At 55.2% G+C, this 18,202-nt stretch carries 22 protein-coding genes and 1 tRNA gene; 15 read left to right on the top strand and 8 right to left on the bottom strand.

What is annotated here, in order from left to right; all coding sequences use genetic code 11:
- Positions 1-143: 143 nt before the first annotated feature.
- Positions 144-219: transfer RNA gene (locus tag ACN0WW_RS08975), tRNA-Val, on the top strand.
- Between the two features lie 43 nt (positions 220-262).
- Here ACN0WW_RS08975 and ACN0WW_RS08970 read toward each other — a convergent pair.
- From ACN0WW_RS08970 to ACN0WW_RS08960, 3 genes are all read right to left on the bottom strand, one after another.
- Positions 263-937 carry a cytochrome b/b6 domain-containing protein gene (locus ACN0WW_RS08970; RefSeq protein WP_417611580.1) on the bottom strand — a complete coding sequence of 225 codons (675 nt, stop codon included), beginning with the start codon at positions 935-937 and terminating at the stop codon, positions 263-265.
- A 6-nt stretch (positions 938-943) separates the two neighbouring features.
- Complete coding sequence (locus ACN0WW_RS08965; RefSeq protein ID WP_417611578.1) at positions 944-1,459, bottom strand: c-type cytochrome; 516 nt, start codon at positions 1,457-1,459, stop codon at positions 944-946.
- Between the two features lie 129 nt (positions 1,460-1,588).
- A complete protein-coding gene (locus ACN0WW_RS08960) occupies positions 1,589-2,146 on the bottom strand; it encodes a TlpA family protein disulfide reductase (RefSeq protein WP_417611576.1) in 558 nt (185 codons plus the stop codon).
- A 58-nt stretch (positions 2,147-2,204) separates the two neighbouring features.
- On the opposite strand from ACN0WW_RS08960, the gene argH reads away from it, so the two are divergent.
- The 5 genes from argH to ACN0WW_RS08935 are packed head-to-tail and all read left to right on the top strand — an operon-like array spanning position 2,205 to position 6,421.
- The gene (gene argH, locus ACN0WW_RS08955; RefSeq protein WP_417611574.1) at positions 2,205-3,581 is read left to right on the top strand and encodes an argininosuccinate lyase; all 1,377 of its coding nucleotides are present in this window, start codon (positions 2,205-2,207) and stop codon (positions 3,579-3,581) included.
- Between the two features lies 1 nt (position 3,582).
- On the top strand, positions 3,583-3,834 hold the full coding sequence (gene lptM, locus ACN0WW_RS08950; RefSeq protein ID WP_417611572.1) for an LPS translocon maturation chaperone LptM: 252 nt from the start codon (positions 3,583-3,585) through the stop codon (positions 3,832-3,834).
- Between the two features lie 31 nt (positions 3,835-3,865).
- Positions 3,866-5,125 (top strand): diaminopimelate decarboxylase, encoded by a 1,260-nt coding sequence (gene lysA, locus ACN0WW_RS08945; protein ID WP_417611570.1) that lies wholly within the window; start codon positions 3,866-3,868, stop codon positions 5,123-5,125.
- A gap of 49 nt (positions 5,126-5,174) precedes the next feature.
- Positions 5,175-5,951: a siroheme synthase gene (locus ACN0WW_RS08940; RefSeq protein ID WP_417611568.1), complete on the top strand. Its 777-nt coding sequence runs from the start codon at positions 5,175-5,177 to the stop codon at positions 5,949-5,951.
- Positions 5,948-6,421: a DUF2721 domain-containing protein gene (locus tag ACN0WW_RS08935; protein ID WP_417611566.1), complete on the top strand. Its 474-nt coding sequence runs from the start codon at positions 5,948-5,950 to the stop codon at positions 6,419-6,421. The genes ACN0WW_RS08940 and ACN0WW_RS08935 overlap by 4 nt, the downstream gene beginning before the upstream one ends.
- Before the next feature lie 292 nt (positions 6,422-6,713).
- Here the strand turns inward: ACN0WW_RS08935 and ACN0WW_RS08930 are convergent, their stop codons facing one another.
- Positions 6,714-7,226, bottom strand: coding sequence for a hypothetical protein (locus ACN0WW_RS08930; protein ID WP_417611564.1), 513 nt, complete (start codon positions 7,224-7,226; stop codon positions 6,714-6,716).
- Between the two features lie 83 nt (positions 7,227-7,309).
- Between ACN0WW_RS08930 and ACN0WW_RS08925 the strand changes: the two genes are divergently transcribed.
- The 4 genes from ACN0WW_RS08925 (at position 7,310) to ACN0WW_RS08910 (ending at position 10,952) form a co-directional block, all read left to right on the top strand.
- On the top strand, positions 7,310-8,080 hold the full coding sequence (locus ACN0WW_RS08925) for a TlyA family RNA methyltransferase (protein WP_417611562.1): 771 nt from the start codon (positions 7,310-7,312) through the stop codon (positions 8,078-8,080).
- Positions 8,081-8,140: 60 nt separating this feature from the next.
- Positions 8,141-9,307, top strand: coding sequence for a mechanosensitive ion channel family protein (locus ACN0WW_RS08920; protein WP_417611560.1), 1,167 nt, complete (start codon positions 8,141-8,143; stop codon positions 9,305-9,307).
- 112 nt (positions 9,308-9,419) lie between these two features.
- On the top strand, positions 9,420-10,598 hold the full coding sequence (locus tag ACN0WW_RS08915; RefSeq protein WP_417611558.1) for an acetyl-CoA C-acyltransferase: 1,179 nt from the start codon (positions 9,420-9,422) through the stop codon (positions 10,596-10,598).
- A 60-nt stretch (positions 10,599-10,658) separates the two neighbouring features.
- Positions 10,659-10,952 (top strand): putative quinol monooxygenase, encoded by a 294-nt coding sequence (locus ACN0WW_RS08910; RefSeq protein ID WP_417611556.1) that lies wholly within the window; start codon positions 10,659-10,661, stop codon positions 10,950-10,952.
- Between the two features lie 156 nt (positions 10,953-11,108).
- Here ACN0WW_RS08910 and ACN0WW_RS08905 read toward each other — a convergent pair whose 3' ends face one another.
- The gene (locus tag ACN0WW_RS08905) at positions 11,109-12,509 is read right to left on the bottom strand and encodes a putative O-glycosylation ligase, exosortase A system-associated (RefSeq protein ID WP_417611554.1); all 1,401 of its coding nucleotides are present in this window, start codon (positions 12,507-12,509) and stop codon (positions 11,109-11,111) included.
- A gap of 269 nt (positions 12,510-12,778) precedes the next feature.
- On the opposite strand from ACN0WW_RS08905, the gene ACN0WW_RS08900 reads away from it, so the two are divergent.
- Positions 12,779-14,011 carry a TIGR04063 family PEP-CTERM/XrtA system glycosyltransferase gene (locus ACN0WW_RS08900; protein WP_417611552.1) on the top strand — a complete coding sequence of 411 codons (1,233 nt, stop codon included), beginning with the start codon at positions 12,779-12,781 and terminating at the stop codon, positions 14,009-14,011.
- Positions 14,012-14,303: 292 nt separating this feature from the next.
- Entirely contained in the window at positions 14,304-15,059 is a 756-nt protein-coding gene (locus ACN0WW_RS08895; protein WP_417611550.1) for a hypothetical protein, read from the top strand.
- Here ACN0WW_RS08895 and ACN0WW_RS08890 read toward each other — a convergent pair.
- Together ACN0WW_RS08890 and ACN0WW_RS08885 are read right to left on the bottom strand one after the other, a co-directional pair.
- Complete coding sequence (locus ACN0WW_RS08890; protein WP_417611548.1) at positions 15,050-15,406, bottom strand: hypothetical protein; 357 nt, start codon at positions 15,404-15,406, stop codon at positions 15,050-15,052. The genes ACN0WW_RS08895 and ACN0WW_RS08890 overlap by 10 nt on opposite strands.
- A complete protein-coding gene (locus tag ACN0WW_RS08885) occupies positions 15,396-15,539 on the bottom strand; it encodes a hypothetical protein (protein WP_417611546.1) in 144 nt (47 codons plus the stop codon). The genes ACN0WW_RS08890 and ACN0WW_RS08885 overlap by 11 nt, the downstream gene beginning before the upstream one ends.
- A gap of 183 nt (positions 15,540-15,722) precedes the next feature.
- Here ACN0WW_RS08885 and ACN0WW_RS08880 point away from each other — a divergent pair, with 183 nt between their 5' ends.
- From ACN0WW_RS08880 to ACN0WW_RS08870, 3 genes are all read left to right on the top strand, one after another.
- The gene (locus ACN0WW_RS08880) at positions 15,723-16,376 is read left to right on the top strand and encodes a S24 family peptidase (protein WP_417611544.1); all 654 of its coding nucleotides are present in this window, start codon (positions 15,723-15,725) and stop codon (positions 16,374-16,376) included.
- A gap of 56 nt (positions 16,377-16,432) precedes the next feature.
- Complete coding sequence (locus ACN0WW_RS08875; RefSeq protein WP_417611542.1) at positions 16,433-17,095, top strand: MBL fold metallo-hydrolase; 663 nt, start codon at positions 16,433-16,435, stop codon at positions 17,093-17,095.
- 75 nt (positions 17,096-17,170) lie between these two features.
- Positions 17,171-17,737, top strand: a complete 567-nt coding sequence (locus ACN0WW_RS08870; RefSeq protein WP_417611540.1) for a DUF1993 domain-containing protein — start codon at positions 17,171-17,173, stop codon at positions 17,735-17,737.
- Positions 17,738-17,792: 55 nt separating this feature from the next.
- Here ACN0WW_RS08870 and ACN0WW_RS08865 read toward each other — a convergent pair whose 3' ends face one another.
- A complete protein-coding gene (locus ACN0WW_RS08865) occupies positions 17,793-18,188 on the bottom strand; it encodes an MAPEG family protein (protein WP_417611538.1) in 396 nt (131 codons plus the stop codon).
- Positions 18,189-18,202: the final 14 nt, after the last annotated feature.

Here is an 18,202-nt window from a genome sequence, read left to right as displayed (position 1 = left end):
CCCAAAATATCATGTCTCACTTGGCGGAAAATGTCTCATCCATCATCTTGTCAGCAAATGAATGGAAATTGGCTTGCCAAAGGCGTCGTGATTTGGCAATGGCGCTCGCCTGACCTCAACGATGCATATTGCATCTTGTCATGGGGCGATTAGCTCAGTTGGTAGAGCGCTTCGTTTACACCGAAGATGTCGGCGGTTCGAGCCCGTCATCGCCCACCACCTTCCCGATCGAGATCGGGGATGGTTGTTTCAGCAATTTCTTTTAGCCAAAATTCGATATCGCCATGACGCAGGCGAACGACACCAGCGCAGCTGACAACATTGGCAGCACCCGCAAGCGAGTCTCGGGCAACTGGGCGTCAGAAAAGTCGACGCGCGATCGACGGCCGGTAATCATCGGCCTGACCAGCTTCTCTTTCAGCACAAAATGGTAGAAGGTGATCGCTGCGACATGAAGTGCAATCAGCGCGGCCAGCAAATTGAAGTTTAGTTCGTGAATGTCGGCGAACTGCCGGCCGGTTTCGAACGACACGAGAACGGCCAGTGGTCCGGATTCAAGGCCATCGACATCGACAGAAAACAGCCCCGTTGTAACTTGTATGGTGAGTGCTCCCAAAAGGGCGAATACGCTGAGCACTGCTAAAGGACTGTGACCGAAGCTCGCACGATGCGCTTTGCGGCGCAACTGGCCAACATAGGACCCCAGCGACCCAATTCGGCGGATCATGGGGGCAAATCGAGCGGTCCAAGTCCCTATCAATCCCCATATCAGCCGGAAGAGGACGAGTCCAAACATCGTCAGGCCAAGACTTTTATGCCAGTCCATATGGCCTTCCTCTGCGGTCCACCAGAGAAGCGGAACAAGGAGAACCAAAAGCCAGTGCACCAATCTTATGGCACCGTCCCAGACCAGTATGTGTGCTGGTTTGGTTGTCATCGCTAACTAGTCGTCTTCGCGATATTTGTCGTGACAGTCTTTGCAGGTCCCCCCGGTTGTCTTGAATGCCGCGCCGATCGCCGCGATGTCGCCTCCTTGGGCTACAGTGGCCAGATTTCCGGCTGCATCCTGCATCGCCAAAACCTTTTCGTCAAAGTCCGCCTTGTCTTCCCAGATGATCGGCAAGGCTTCAGTTTTCACTCCGGATCCAGGTCCGGTGCCTTCGGGGAACCAATCGGCCATGCCCATCGCTTCTTGCGGAACACTTGCCGCTGCGGTCTGGATCTCCGCCAGGTCCGGGCTGCCCGCTTTTAGCTGATCACTGATCGCCTTGAATGCTTTGCCGATCTTCTTGAGATGACCCTGTCTGGCCTCAATCTGTTCTTTCACCGTCATTCCGTTGGGAAGTTCGGCGCTGGCTGCTTCGGATGCCACGTCTGTCTCGGCATTCTGCCCACAAGCGGAAAGCAGCATTATTCCGGCAACAACGGGCAAGAGGGTTTGTAATTTTCGGCGGCTCATCGAAATTCTCCACTAGCGAAAGGTTCGTTGAGAATAACCGAATTCGATTTGAACGCAATCCATTCTCCGGTTGAGAAGACCTGTTTCGCGGCAATTTGGGCTCAAATCGGAAGACGCCGGACCTGGATGTCAATCTTTGGCGAGCGTATCCTCCAACAATGTAGCTGCCTTGGCACCATCCCAATCCATGGCGCCGACCACGCGCCAAACTTCTTTTCCCTCCGCATCATAAAGAACGGTAGTCGGCATAAGGCCGGAGCCGAAACCGAAGCTGAGGCCATTTTCGGGGTCAACATAAGGTTCTAGCTGCTGAAAATCGGCCCGTTCGAAAAACGGTACAACTTTTTCCGCGCCCTGAATGTCCTGCGAAACGACGAGCACCTGCATCCGCGCTTTTTCCCGTGCAGCCAAAGTGTCAAGCATCGGCATTTCCACAATGCATGGTGCGCACCACGTGGCCCAGATATTGACCAGCAAAGGCTTGCCAATGAAGTCTTTCAACCGCACCGTGCTTCCGTCAGGCGCTTGGAACGGTGTATCGACCATCGCTGTACCGCGCTGCGAGATGTCCAGCTTGCCGGCGAGCCCTTGACCACTATCTATCGTGTCGCCACTTTCCTCTGTGTTGCTGGCAGCAAATTCTTGCTCCGTTTCACTGGAGTCTCTATCGCAGGCCGCGACGCTCAACAATATGGCCATAGACAGGACGGTACGCATCACAAAAGACACAAAGAATTCCAATATCATGTGGGGTGGCAGGTTTGCCGATGGCCCTTCGTCAATCATGCGTGAGATAAACGCCTCGATCCCGTTCGACAAGAAATTATGGCGCCATGATATTCGCGCGAGTTTGGCCCATGTCGCTATGCTGGCCGAACAGGAAATCGTCGAAGCCGAGGATGCGACACAGATCATCAACGGCTTGAACCAGATCGCGCAGGAATTTGAGGCCGACGGCGTCACCGAGAATCTCGACCTGGAAGACATTCACATGCATGTTGAAGCGCGTCTTTCGGAAATTGTCGGTCCGGTGGCCGGGCGGCTGCATACGGCTCGCTCTCGCAACGATCAGGTCGCGACCGACTTCCGGCTTTGGGTTCGCGAAGCGATGGACATGGCGGACAGTGCGCTGGCGGCTCTGCAAGAGGCACTGGTGGACCGCGCTGAAGAACATGCTGACACTATCATGCCCGGCTTTACCCATTTGCAGTCCGCTCAGCCGGTGAGCCTTGGCCACCATCTGATGGCCTATTATGAAATGATCCGCCGGGATCGCTCGCGATTTGCCGATGCCCGGCGACGGATGAATGAATCACCGCTCGGTGCAGCGGCGCTGGCCGGTACCGGTTTTCCCATCGATCGCAATGCAACGGCATCAGCGCTGGGTTTCGACGGACCGACAGGCAATAGTCTGGATTCGGTTTCCGATCGGGATTTTGCACTCGACTATCTGATGGCAGCCACCCAATGCAGTCTGCATCTTTCCCGGCTAGCTGAGGAAATGGTGATCTGGGCTAGTCAGCCCTTCGGTTTCATCAAGCTGCCCGACAGTTTTTCAACCGGGTCATCGATCATGCCGCAGAAACGCAATCCCGATGCCGCGGAGCTGGTCCGCGGCCATGTCGGGCGGATTGCGGGCGCGATGAATGCGCTGGTGGTCACGATGAAGGGCCTTCCGCTGGCCTATTCTAAGGACATGCAAGACGACAAGCCGCCCGTATTTGAAGCCCATGATCTGCTTGGTTTGTCGATCGCCGCTATGACCGGGATGATTGCCGAAGTTGAATTTAGCGGCGACCGGATGCGCGCTCTGGCCGAATCCGGATTTTCGACGGCAACCGATTTTGCCGACTGGCTGGTGCGGGAGGCAAAGCTGCCGTTTCGTGAAGCGCACCATGTTACGGGAACAGTTGTGGCCCTGGCTGAAGAGAAAGGCTGCGATTTGGCTGATCTTACCCTCGAGCAGTTCCAGGCGATCGACAACCGGATTGATGCAGGTGTATTCGACGTATTAACGGTCGATGCATCGGTGGCCAGCAGATCGAGCTATGGTGGCACCGCGCCGGATCAAGTAAGGGTTCAGATTGCCAGGGCCAAGACGGCACTGGGGCTGGAGACCTGAAATGAATAAAGTCTGTTCGTTTTTTGTGCTGGCTGGAGCGAGTCTCGTTCTGGCAGCCTGTGGCAATCGCGGCGCTTTGCAGCCCGCTAAAGGTGAGGCGCTGCCACCGCCGGTCTATGGGGAGATGAAAACGCCTAGCGGCGAAGATCTGCTGGTTCCGTCGACCCAGGCGATGCCGGAGCGCAGCGATGAATTGCTCCGTCGTTCGGAAAAGCGCCAAGATGACGAGTTCGACCTGCCGCCTCCGGGCTAGCATCCTTCCATTCATTTGAAAGTATAAGATTTTGGACCATTTCCAGCTCAAAAATGGGGTATTGCACGCGGAAGACATTCCGTTGACGCAGATCGCGAACGAGGTCGGTACTCCGGTCTACGTTTACTCGCGGGCGACGCTAGAGCGTCACGCACGGGTTTTTCGTGAAGGCCTTAAAGACGCCGGCGACATTCATCTGGCTTTCGCGGTAAAAGCGAACCCCAATCTCGCTGTTCTGCGCATATTGGCAAACCAGGGCTATGGCGCGGATGTGGTGTCCGGCGGCGAAATGGAGCGTGCCCTCGCAGCGGGTATGAAGGCGGAAGATATAGTATTCTCGGGCGTTGGCAAAAGCCGCGAGGAACTGGCGCTCGGACTCGATAAAGGCATCGGACAGTTCAACCTGGAATCGGAAGAAGAAGGCGAAATGCTGTCGGAGATAGCTGCTGCCCGCGGTGTGAAAGCCTCTGCAACGCTCCGCGTCAATCCGGATGTTGATGCAGGAACCCACGCCAAAATTTCGACCGGGAAAAAGGAGAATAAATTCGGGGTCGCGATCGATGTCGCTCTGGATATCTATGCGCGGCTTTCGAAACTCGCGGGACTCGATCTGCGCGGGGTGGCGGTTCATATCGGCAGTCAGTTGCAACGGCTCGAACCGCTGGAAAAATGCTATGCAAGAATGGGCGAATTGATAGCCGAACTTCGCCATGCAGGGCATGTGGTTACTCATGTCGATCTCGGTGGCGGGCTGGGTGTTCCCTACAAGCCGGACGACAATCCCCCAAGTCCGGCGGAATATGGTGCGATGGTCGCGCGGGTTACCCAGGGTTGGGATGTTACGCTGATGTTCGAACCTGGCCGCGTCATTGCCGGGAACAGCGGAGTGATGATCACCAAGGTCATTCGGATCAAGCCCGGCGTGAACAGCGATTTCGTGATTATCGACGCGGCAATGAACGATCTCATGCGGCCAGCCATTTATGATGCTTGGCATCATTTCGAAGCGGTCGAGCCCAGCGGTGAAACCATGGTAGCCTCGATTGTCGGTCCGATTTGTGAGAGCAGCGATATATTTGCCAAGGAACGGGTCGTTGATCGGGTCCAGACCGATGATCTGGGGATATTCCGTACGGCCGGCGCCTATGGTGCCACCATGGCCAATACGTATAACAGCCGGCCTCTCGTTCCTGAGGTGCTGGTCGATGGTGATCGCTCTGCCGTGGTCGCTGAACGGATTGACCCTGCTACAATCATGGCGGCAGAACATGTGCCAGACTGGCTGAAATAATGCGTCAGGCCGGCGACTGACGGCATGACCAACAATATTGGTAGATGCGATGAACCAGTTGCCGATTTTTGTGAATTTGGAGGGCCGCACGATCCTGCTTCTCGGACGTGGTGAGATGGCTGAGGCCAAAAAGCGGCTCTATGAGAGGGCCGGAGCTATTATCACCGATGATGAAACGGCCGAAGGTCTGACGCTCGCCGTGGTGGCGCTGGAAGATGATCAGGCGGCAATGGCAGCGGTAGCGCGCTTGAAAGCGCGCGGTTTGCTGGTCAATGCGGTCGACCGGTCTGCTCTGTGCGATTATACGACGCCTGCGATCATCGACCGCGACCCGGTGCTGATTGCGATGGGAACCGGCGGGGCCTCTGCAGGTCTGGCCAAGGCGCTGCGACAAAGGCTTGAGCAATTGCTGCCTGCTGGCCTCGGTGAAGTGGCAAAGGCGCTGCTTGGCGCCCGACCGCGGATCCAGCAGATCTGGCCCGATGGCGCGGCGCGGCGGAAAGCGATTGATGCGGCGCTGGCGCCCGATGGACCTCTGGACATCATGGTCGAGCATAGTGCAGTCGACATCGACGACTGGCTCGATCAGCCAAACGGGCAAGCGCGGTCGCAAGTTATCGATCTGGAACTCACCAGCGACGATCCTGACGATTTAACCCTCCGCCAAGCGCGTTGGCTCGGTCAGGCAGATCAGATTTTTGCCGCCGGTGATGTGCCTGACAAGGTGCTGGATCGGGCGCGGGCTGATGCAGAGCGCTTTGCGCTGACCTTGTGGGATGAACAGCCAACAGAAGGTCTCGTGCTGCGGATCAGGATGAAGAGATGAACGGATTCTCCCCAGTCGCGAGCGCTGATATTGTCACTGTAATGCAAACCGCGCTTGCGCCGGCATTTCTGCTTGTCGGTATTGGCGCGATGCTTAACCTGTTTGCCGGACGGTTGGCACGGATTATTGATCGTTCGCGCAATCTGCAGGAACTGTTCCAGTCAACCACTGGTTTGGACCGCCGTCTATTGGTTGCGGAACTGGGAGACCTGCAGTTGCGGATCAAGATCGTAAACAGTGCAATCTTTCTCAGCGTTATCAGCGCTATCACCGCCTGCACGTTGATCGGCATGCTGTTCATCATGGGGCTTACGGCGATTGATCTGTCGCTGGCGATTGCCGGGGCGTTTTTCTTTGCGATTTGTCTGCTGTCGTGCGCTCTCATCCAGTTTTTGCGGGAAGTGAGGATCGGTATCCGCGATTTCATGATCCGCGAAGAATATCTTGAGACATCGGACAGAGCAGAATGAAAAGAGGCTGCCGGTCGTGTGGACCGACAGCCTCTGAACATGGGTCAGCGGTAGGAAGTGCCGCTGCCGGGTTGCCTGATATCTAGATCAGATGTGCCCCCCGAACGGATTTTTCCGACCCCTGTGCTGAACCATGAGACATCGGACCACCTCCTTTCGCTTGTGAATGAAATACGAACTCTTGCATTGAAACTTCTCCGCTGTTCGACAATCACGGTTTGAATCAAATTTCTTTAGCGAACAAGTCTTGAATTTTTCTATTTTGCTGTCAGTATTGCGCGTTCCGGCGTGATTAGCTGCGACAATCTTCAACCACTCGACTGAATTCTGGCCAAGAGGGCAGGGCAATCGATTGCAGGCCACTGGTTTCGACGGCAAAGCGTCCGCGGCTATAGGAAATTCGATCCATCATAAGGTCCATTGGCGACACCGAGATCGCTGCATAAGCTGGCGTCCCACCGCTATTGGAAGCTGGATAGGATGCCCGTCCCGCGCTGGCGCGCAGGACCATGGTGGCGCCTGCGGCAACCGAGCCAGCCCTGGACAAGAATAATTGTCGGCGCGCCTTATCACAACGAATGATGAAAATTGCGTCTTCACCGGTCTGGCCGAATAACGCAATGGAACCGCGTTCGTCCTGTCGATAGCTCCATGTGCCGGCAGTGATGGGCCAGTCGATCCAGTCGCCTTGCGGCTGTGCCAGTGCCGGTGCGGGCGCTGGTTTCGCGATTGGCTTGGCTGGTTCAGGAGCTGGCGCCGGTTCGGGGAGCGCGGTCGAACAAGCTGCAAGGGCGAGCAAGCTCATCGGAACAAGCCGTCGGGCAAAGATGATTCTCATAGTAAAGGAATATGGCCAAAAGCTTGGCGCTAGGCTAGTCCTCATTTCCAATGCCCCAGTCCCAACCCAAAGTCGCAAAACAACGCGTCGACCAGATACTGGCGGACCGTGGTCTCGCTGAGAGTAGGGCCAAAGCGCAAGCCTATATCATGGCGGGATTGGTGACCGTCGCTGGGAAGAAAATCGACAAGCCTGGCCACAAGATTGCCAGCGATGCGCTGATTGAGTTGAAGGGCAAAGACCATCCATGGGTGTCTCGTGGCGGCATCAAGCTCGACCATGGGTTGCGCCATTTTGGCATCGATACCAAAGGTCTGATCGCGATGGATGTCGGCAGCAGCACCGGTGGCTTTACCGACGTGCTGCTAAACGGGGGCGCTGCAAAAGTCTACGCTGTCGATAGCGGCACCAATCAGCTCGCATGGAAGCTGAGGCAGGATGAACGGGTGGTTGTTCACGAGCAGACCAGTGCCAGAATCTTGACCGATCAGCATATTCCCGAGAAGATCGATATAATTGTTTGCGACGCCAGTTTCATTTCGCTGACAAAAGTGCTGGAACGTCCACTGGAATTTGCGAAAGACGGAGCCCTGCTGGTTGCGCTGGTAAAGCCGCAATTTGAAGCCGAGCGAAACGAGGTCGGCAAGGGCGGTGTTGTTCGTGATGACGCGGTCCGGCAAGCCGCCTGTGATAAAGTGAGGGATTGGCTGATCATGGCCGGCTGGCACATTCTGGGCATCACGGAGAGTCCGATTACAGGTCCAAAAGGGAATGTGGAGTTTCTGATTGGAGCGGAAAAGTCGAGCGACGATCGGTCCTGATCGATTGATGCCCTGTCCTTTGGGTTGTTATTTTTGGCACATCTCCCTAGCTGGACATCTATGACGAAAACAACAGATACACCCCTGGTGCCAACAATGCCGGATATAGGCTCTTCCATCACAAACTTGACCGTTGAAGGGTCCCGCTGGCTGTCCAGCCATTATGTCGAACTAATTCTGGCGATCGTTATCGGGACCGGAATATTTTTCCTGCTCGGTGCGATCAAGCGTCTCGCGGCTCGCTATGTCCGCAATAATAGCGGCCTAACGGGCTATCGGACGATCATCGGCAAGGCGATTGCGCGAACCAGCAAATTTTTCATGTTGATGGTGTCTGCCGAACTGGTGGTAACCTTCGCCAGCGCTCCGTCGAGTTTCGACCGTGTGGTGCATGTCCTGTTCACGATATCGACCGTGTTGCAGGTTGCCATCTGGCTTCGCGAAATAATCCTTGGCCTGATTGTTCGCCGAACGTCTCAGGACCCGGACCAGCATGAAACGCTGGAAAATGCGATGACTCTGATCCGCTTGCTGGTCACTTTTGTGCTCTTTGCGATCGCCGCGATCATGATTCTGGATAATTTGGGTGTGGACGTGACTGGATTGATCGCGGGTTTGGGGGTTGGTGGCATAGCCATCGGTCTGGCCGCTCAAGGCATTTTTTCTGACCTGTTCGCGGCCCTTTCGATCATTTTCGACAAGCCGTTTCGCCGCGGGGAAACGATCAGTTATGATTCCACGGTCGGAACGATTGAGAAAATCGGGCTGAAAACCACGCGGCTGAGAGCCATCACTGGTGAAGAAGTCATCGTCTCCAACACCAATCTGCTGGATAAGGAGATCGTGAACATGACGCGATTGGCGAGGCGGCGCACGCGCTTTGGCATCGGTGTCATCTATCAAACCAAGCCTGATGAAGCCCGCCGCATCCCGGACCTGCTAAAAAAGATCGTCGAAGACAACGACGGGGTATTTGTTCGGTGTGGTTTCGTCGGCTTTGGCGACAGCTCGATCAATTTCGAACTCGATTTTGACATCATGAGCAGCGAATATGACGTGGTCTATCAGGGCCGTCACATGATCGGGCTTGCGATTTTGCAGGCGTTCAATGAAGAAGGATTGGAATTTGCCTATCCGACGCAAACGACATTTACTGCAGCTCCCGACGGCGAGATGATCTTGCCCTATCCGGAGGGTGGCTTTGGTGTGCTGGTGGACAAGGACTAGCGTTCCGTAGCGGCGGCGATGCCTTGAAAAAAATCCCTTGTTAATTGCTCGATTAACGGGGACAATGCGCCCAAAATCAGACTCCGATATCAATCATATAAGGAATTCCATCATGCGTGATGCTGTCATTGTTTCCACTGCTCGCACCCCTATTGGCCGAGCCTATAAAGGTGCGTTCAATACTACAACCGGTGCGACGCTCGGCCATTATGCGGCAAAGGCTGCTGTGGAACGTGCCGGCATAGACCCTGCAACGATTGACGATGTTGTCTGGGGCAGTGCGTTGCAGCAGGGATCGCAAGGCGGCAATCTGGCTCGTCAGGTTGCGCTGCGGGCAGGATTTCCCATTGAAGTGCCCGGCATGACCATCGACCGTCAATGTTCCTCAGGTTTGATGGCCATTGCCACGGCGTCCAAGCAGGTCACGCTCGACCGGATGGATGTGGTTGTTGGTGGCGGACAAGAATCGATCTCCACCGTGCAGACACCGGAAATGAGGGTGCAGCCAGATCGTGAATTGCTCAAAATGCATGACGATATCTACATGCCGATGTTGCAGACTGCGGAAGTTGTCGGCGAACGCTATGGTATAACCCGCGAAGCCTGTGATGAATATGCGCTGCAATCGCAAATGCGCACGGCTGCGGCTCAGGAAGCTGGCCGCTTTGATGCTGAAATCGTTGAAGTGACGACGACAATGGGCGTTCAGGACAAGGAAACCAAAGAGATTTCCCATGTCGAAGTCACGATCAGCAAGGATGAGGGCAACCGTCCCTCGACGACGCTGGAAGGCCTGCAGTCATTGAAGCCCGTGCTCGGCCCTGACAAGATCGTCACGGCAGGTAACGCGTCTCAGCTTTCAGACGGTTCTGCTGCGAGTGTCGTCATGGAAGCCAAGGCGGCAGAAAAGGCCGGGCTCAACCCGCTGGGCCGCTATGTCGGAATGGCGGTTGCGGGCACCAAGCCAGACGAGATGGGTATCGGGCCGGTATTCGCGATCCCGAAATTGCTCGAACGCTTTGATCTGAAGATGGATGATATCGGCCTTTGGGAATTGAACGAGGCTTTTGCCGTTCAGGTGCTCTACTGCCAGCAAAAACTTGGCATTCCGGACGAACTGTTGAACGTGAACGGCGGCTCGATCTCCATCGGTCACCCTTATGGAATGACCGGTGCGCGATGCACGGGACATGCCTTGATCGAAGGCAAGCGGCGCGGCGCAAAATATGCGGTGGTCACCATGTGCATAGGCGGCGGTCAGGGCGCAGCTGGATTGTTCGAGATTTTCTAACACCGACACATAGAGGGCTGACGGACAACCGTCAGCCCGTTTCTTTCAGGGAGAATTATCATGGCAGCAGTGGGCGTAGTTGCGACATTGACCGTGGCTGATGGCAAAAATGCTGATTTTGAAGTGGCCTTCACCGAATTGATGGAGGCGGTAAGGGCCAACGAGCCCGGCAATGAATTTTATTCGGTTTTCCAGTGCAAGGATAATCCGCAGCAATATAAGGTGCTCGAGCGTTATGTCGATCAGGCGGCATTGGATGCGCACGGCAAATCGGATCATTTCCGGGCAAGTGGACCGAAACTGGCGCCATGCATGGCTGCGGCTCCGGTCATCGAATATCTGGACGGAATCTAGGCGGCATTTCCAGTAGCCAGACATTTGGCTGATTCCAACTGGGGTGATTGAACCGGTGTTTTGCCGATAGCAAAGGCCGGTCGAGATCGTCCTGGTCGCTCTTTTGCCTTGGCCAGCATGATCCGCAGGAGCCTTTCGGTCCTGCGGATACGTCCTTCAATTTGCAAATGGTTTACCGGCCCGTGCTGGCGTTCCCGGGGGCATTTGTTTCGCAAGCGGACGTTGTCTTGCCTCTGCGGAACGGCGTCCCATATATGTGTCGAGACCGATCTGAAGGGCGACCAGCATGTAGACAAAGGGTTGGTAGGCGATGCCGACAAACAGTGCCCCGACCAGATAGATGACGTGACCGTGCTGTAGGGCAATGGCGAGGGGAGCGACCCATTGCTCGCTCTCTCTTTTCGACTTGGCATATTTTCTGCGCAACACCTCCATTCGCCACAAGCCGCCGATGTGGATGAACAGCCACATGACAAGGCCGGGGTAACCTTGTTCGCCGAGCATTTCGAAGTAGCTGCTGTGGAAAGCCCGCGCTTCGTCCTCGATAACCCGAGCGTCGACATCATCCGGATCAATGCCCCATTCTTCATATTGCTCGGTGTCGACCTTGGACAATTTATAGGTCAGCTTGTTAATCCGATAGACTTCAAAGCCACCGCCAAAAGGATGGGTTTTTATATATTCCAGTGTCCATCGCCAGACAGCTATCCTGGTCGATGCCGATTGGTCCGAATCGTAATTTTCGATCGTCGACATCCGATCAGTGAAGCTTTGTGGCAATAACGGAATCGACATCAGGCCAATTGCAGCGGCGGCTCCAGCGTAAAGCAATCGGTAGCGAACGAAGCGCAATTGCAGCACTGCCAAAACCCCGATGCAAACTAGTCCGGTCCGTGCTTCGGTGCCAATGGGGATGAGCAGAGCTGAGAAGATCAGAGCATAGGCGAATAACTTCACGCGCCAGTCGGGCGGGAAAATAGTGCCGTAATGAGCGAGCCAGAGGATCAGCGGGATGATGCAGATAGCGACTGTCGACATGATCGAGCCCTCGTACAGGCCAGCATTATTATCGACCAGCAGCACGAGCACCCCATATCCGCCGCCCGAGACCAAGGTCTTGATCCCGCCCGTAATGATCAATGTGCCGGCGCATAGCACCATGAACAGTGCCAGTGCCTCGAGACGCAATTTGGTTCTGAGGGTGAGTGGAAGAAATATTGCGAAAACCAACGCCTTCCAGATCCAGTCCCATTTCTCTAGCGCCGCGTCTGGCACCTCCGCCTGTATTGTGGTGTATCCGCAATAGGCCAGCAGCAGAATCATCACTGCCTGTCGCATGGAAAAGCGGCTGTCTTGCTTGTTGTCTGCCAAGAGATATCCGAGGAAGGCCAGAGCGAAGACGATTAGCGACACGGGTACCGAGTTGAGCATGAAATAGCTCAGTCGCTGCGGTGCGACGATGTCGACATAGGCGTAGATCAGAGTGAACAGAAACGGTCGCTTGAAGGCGATGAACAGCAACAAGACGAGATATCCGACAAAGAAAAGGTCACGCATCGGGCGATGATCCGTTTCGATGGGGTCGGTTCAAAAAACCTGTTGTTTGCTGGTCTGGCTCCGGTGGATCTTCGACATCAAGATCGTCTCGATTCATAAGACGCCAGGCGGCGATCAGCAAAAGGCCATGCGTCAACGCGATAGAAAAATTGTCTATCATCTACCCAATTCATCCCGGCACGAGCGGTAAAAAGACGCTCTTCTGACACGGTGCGATACAGGCTTTGGGTTGACGGGACGTTAATCCTTTTTTGGCAAGGCCTTATCCCATGACGCGGATATTACACATATTGGACCATAGCCTGCCGTTGCACAGCGGCTATTGCTTTCGTACGCGGGCGATAATGAAGGCCCAGATTGCCAGCGGTTTGACGGTGGCTGGTGTCACTGGTGTTCGTCAGAATCAGCATGGTTATGTCTCCGAGCAGTCAGCTGAAGAAGTTGATGGGCTCCGGTTCTTTCGTACTCTGGCAAAGGTGCAGGGGCCATCACCAATCCGCGAATGGCGGGAGGTCGCGGTGCTGGCAGATCGCGTCGAGCAAGTCGTTCGTGAATGGCAGCCGGACGTTCTGCATGCTCATTCGCCTGCGCTGAACGGCCTGGCTGCCTTGCGGGTCGCGGAGAAGACGGGATTGCCTCTGGTTTACGAGATCCGGGCTTTTTGGGAAGATGCAGCGGTCGGCAATGGTACCGGCAGGGAGCACAGCCCTCGCTACTGGTTAACCCGGCAATTGGAGAATCATGTCGTCAACGGTGCCGATGCGGTGGCGGTGATCTGTGACGGTTTACGGGCCGACTTGATCGCCCGCGGCGTGCAGCCAGGTAAAATAACCGTCTCGCCGAATGGCGTAGATCTTGACCTGTTCGGTCAGCCGCCGGCCCGCGACGAGATCGTCCTGTCTCAGCTGGGGTTGCCCGACAAGTCGGTCATGGGATTTATCGGCAGTTTCTATGATTATGAAGGTCTTGATGATCTGATCGCGGCTATGCCGCTGCTGCAGGTTTCACACCCAGAAGCTCATTTGCTGCTGGTTGGTGGTGGTCCAATGGAAGGCTCGCTGAAAAATCAGGTCAAACGTTTGGGGTTGGACTCTGCGGTCACCTTTACCGGTCGCGTACCGCACGATGAGGTCGAGCGTTACTATGGTCTGATGGATATAATGGTCTATCCGCGTAAATCTATGCGGCTGACGGACCTTGTGACGCCGCTCAAGCCGCTAGAGGCCATGGCACAAGGGCGTCTCGTAGCCGCTTCGGATGTTGGCGGTCATAAAGAGTTGATTGAGGATGGTGTCACCGGCACGCTGTTTGCTGCTGGCGATCCGCAGAGAATGGCAGAAAAGCTGGCCAGTTTGCTCGATAATCGCGGTGTATGGAGTCAAACTATTGAAACAGCAAAGAAATTTGTTGAATCGGATCGTAACTGGTCGTCAAACATTTTGCGTTATACTCCTGTTTACCAAAAGTTGATCGCGCGCAAATCATTGGAGTGCGCGGCATGAGATTGCGGAGAAGAATGTGGATCAAATAGAGCAGGATTTTGCGCGGTTTAAACAACCCGCTCTAGCCTTGGCTGGCGGTATCGCTGCAGCTTTGGTTATTGCCACGTTGCCCCATGTCTATCTTGAAAATATCGTTGGTGCTACCGGGTTGTCCGAGATCATTCCCGCAGCGGCACCGCCGCTTGGCAATACAGCGCGAGCGCTCATCGCTGTTATGGCAGGCCTAGTTTCTGCATCGGCGCTATTTTTGTTTCTCAACCATAAAACGAAATCACACGAAGGAGGCCCGGACATGAGCTTGGCAATTCGCAAAGATCCAAACTTCGAATCGACCGACCAAGAAAATGAAAGCAGATCGAGGCGCGCCTTGCCCAAACTCAATCTGTCGGCGAAATCTCTTACCAAATTTCTCAAAAAGCCCAAAAAATCGACTGGCCAGGTGACCGAGTTGAAAGATCTGCCGGATATCAGGCGGGCAGACCGCCATCCCGACGCTCCAGCGCGGCAGCCAATCTTTGCAGCATCTGATCTGGGCGCGCCGCTTGCAGAGAAGATCAAGCGGTTTGACGAGACTCGGCCAAACGATGTCGCCATCGCGAAAGATGAGCCACAACCGCTGCCGACCGTCACGCCGGAAGCGCAGGTTCCTGACCAGCAGCAGGCGCATTCGCCGTCTGAGAACCAGCCGGAGCAGGATCCGTCTCAGCATATTGTGGAACGGCCTGAACCGGTCGCGTCCAAATCCGACCTTTCGGATTTGTCGCTGGCTCAATTGGCGGACCGCCTGGAAGCTGGATTGGACCGCCTGGAAGCATTGCAAAAGCATCGCAGCAAGGCCGATCAGCCGACTGCTGAGCCATCAACGCCTGAAACAGTCGAGAGAGTTTCGCCGCCAGCAGCCCCGATAGCAGAGATGCCGGTCGCGATGCCGCCGCTCCGGTCTGTCGATACTGTCGAGGCTGATCATAATGACGACAGACGAGCTGATATGGATGCCGCTTTGAAGGCCGCGCTTGGTACTCTGGAGCGTATGACGGCTCAACGCTGACCCTGACCTTTGTGATGTTCAACCGGATCGACGATTGCAAGAACGTCCAGCAATATTCGGGATTCTGAGCGGTCTCTGACCAATATGTCGGCGACGAAATAGCGTGGGACGACAAATTCTTGGTCTGGCAGTGATTGCACCAGATTGTGCATCACGTTCGCTTCGCAATTGCCGGACCATTCAATCAAAAAAGAATAGCGCGTCCCGGAGAAGGTGATACTCGCCCATGCGCGTTCGCGTTGCAAGGTGACGAGGCCGAGGCTTCCGACCAGTGCCGCGATCTGGTCGCCAATGAGCGCCCCCGGGGCACGCTTGACGTGTTGTTGGTGCGGTGCATCAGCCTGCATGATCTGATTGCCACATAGTCATGAATTCTTCGACTCGATCCGAGACAATCTTGCCCGGTTCGCGGCCATTGCGGAGATCCTGGACAAAGCGTGGATCGCGGACAGCAAGTCGCCCGAATCTGGTCCAAGCCATGTGCGTTTCGTTCAGGAATATTTCGATTTTGCGCAATAAGGGCACTGGTAACCTCCTTCAGCTTTCGGTCGCCGGTCGGACGACTCACTCAATAGGGAAAATCCTATCTGAAATGATATTTCCTACATGTCTAGGAAATATCCTATTGTTAAATTCGGCCGGTGCCGCTATGCCGTTGGGATTGTGACCGATGACCCGCGCGCCAATCTGGAGAAACTCATCCGTGAGAACGGGCATGATTTTTCTGCGATCTCGAAAATGCTGGGAAAAAATCCTGCCTACATTCAGCAATATATTAGGCGTGGATCGCCTAAGAAACTGGACGAAGACGACAGGCGACGGCTGGCAGAATTCTATGGCGTCGAGGAACGCTTGTTGGGTGCTCCTGTTGTTTCTGGAGATTCGGGGCTGCAACGGAAGAATTTCGATGGTCTGCTTCGAATCAAGCGATTGCAGGTCGGTGCTTCGGCTGGTCCGGGATCATTGGCTGATGACGTATATGCAGAAGCCATGGGGTTCGCGCCCAAATGGCTGAGGCGGTTTGGCACGAACCCCGCCAATCTATCGCTGATTGTGGTTGATGGCGATTCGATGGATCCGACGTTGGGCGATGGTGATGACATCATGGTCGATCACAGCGCTGCGTCCCGCCCCTTGCGCGATGGCATATATGTGCTGCGGATGGACGATGTGCTGCTCGTGAAGCGCATCGCGATGGCTCCTTCCGGCAAGCTGTCGGTGCGCAGCGACAATCCGCAATATCCGGACTGGGAGGATGTCAGTGCAGAGAGTGTGAATATCATTGGAAGGGTCGTCTGGACAGGGCGGCGGCTTTAACCTCATCGTCAATAGGCGGGTTGCAACTTGTCTGTGTTGACGCCAAATAGCTTATCATGACAGATGCACCCTTGAAGGCCGTGATAATTCCGGTCACTCCGCTCCAGCAAAATTGTACCCTTTTGTGGTGCACGAAAACCAACAAGGCGGCGCTCAGCGATCCGGGCGGCGATTTGTCGCGGTTGAAGGCAGCGGTCGAGGAGCATGGCGTTGATCTTGAAAAGATCATCATCACCCACGGTCATCTGGATCATTGCGGTCAGGCGGGCATACTGGCCGAGGAACTCGGTATTCCTATCGAAGGCCCCCATAAGGATGATCTATTCTGGATTGACCAGCTTGATGGTGATGGAGCGCGCTACGGCATGGTGGCGAAAAGCTTTGAGCCAGACCGCTGGCTGAACGACGGCGACCAAGTGACCGTTGGTGAGCTGGTCCTCGACGTCATTCATTGTCCCGGTCATACGCCGGGCCATGTAATTTTCTATCATCAGGCATCAAAGCTGGCGGTGGTGGGCGACGTCATTTTTCAGGGCTCGATCGGGCGCACCGATTTTCCCCGTGGCAATCATCAAGACTTGATCAATGCCATCACCGAGAAGCTCTGGCCTTTGGGTGACGACGTGACGTTTATTCCTGGTCATGGTCCGACCAGCCAGTTTGGCTATGAGCGCAAAACCAATGCCTTTGTCGCCGACGATGTATTGGCGGCGCGTTAGGCACCGGATTCGAAAACGGCCCGAAAGCCAGACACTTCTGGCTCGCGCCAAATCATAGCCAATGAATGGAAGCCCATGTCCTTAACGAAACTGCTGGTCCCGACATATATACAGATGCTGACCGCGCTCTCTGGCTGGTTGAAGAAAGCACAGATGCAGATCGGGATGTCTGAAGCCGAATCGCTTCTGTCGGCCCGTTTGGCTCCCGATATGTTCCCATTGTCGACGCAGATACGTTTTTGCTGCGTACAGGCACAAGAAGCTGTTTTTCGGCTCCAGGGGCAGGCTTTTCCAGCGTCTTTGGGGGAACTGGTCGACGAAGGGCGAAATGCCGGTGAGAAACCGGGATCGATCGCGGAAGCACAGAATCGCATCTCGGAAACGATCACGATGTTGGATGCTATTGGGCCCGCGGCACTTGATGAGGATCCGGAAGGACATATCGCCCATGCGCTTCCGAGCGGCATGATCTTTGATCTGACGGCGGAGCAATATGCGCGGGACTGGACGCTGCCCCAATTTTATTTTCATCTGATGACCGCTTATGCGATTCTGCGTGCTGAGAAGATTGAGCTAGGCAAGGTGGATTATATACCGCACCTGATGCCCTATCTGCGTGCCGATCCAGCCCCTGCAGGTTGAGCGGGTTCCAGCGCCCCAGGGTTTCAGCGGCACTTCGCCGCTCCCAAGGCCGACTTCAGGCCCCTGAATAGGGCATCGAAATCGCGTAAAGGCCAAGCCCGAGCAGGGTCAGCATCGTCACAATAGTGCCAATCATCCGGCCTTTACCGAATTTGCCGTCATCCATGCCGACACCATGTGCGACCCGGCCCAACAGATAGAGGCCGCTGACGATCCACAACCAGACGGGCGATGTCGTACTGGCAAGCTCGATTGCTGCGACGAGAAGGATGATGAATGGCGCGCTTTCGATATAGTTGCTGTGCGCCCGCATGCGGCGGATGACTTTCTCATTGCCGCCATCACCGATACTTATTTTCTCACTGGTTCTGACCTGGCCCACGCGAACCATAAGCCAGATATTGATCAGCGCCGCGATCCCGGCCACCGTCAATGTTATCGGTAAAATCATCTTGTCCCCCCAAT

The sequence above is a fragment of the Parasphingorhabdus sp. genome, assembly GCF_048269865.1.
Classification (GTDB): domain Bacteria; phylum Pseudomonadota; class Alphaproteobacteria; order Sphingomonadales; family Sphingomonadaceae; genus Parasphingorhabdus.
The sequence above is the reverse complement of the archived record's forward strand: the minus strand, read 5'-3'. Positions and strand labels throughout refer to the sequence as shown.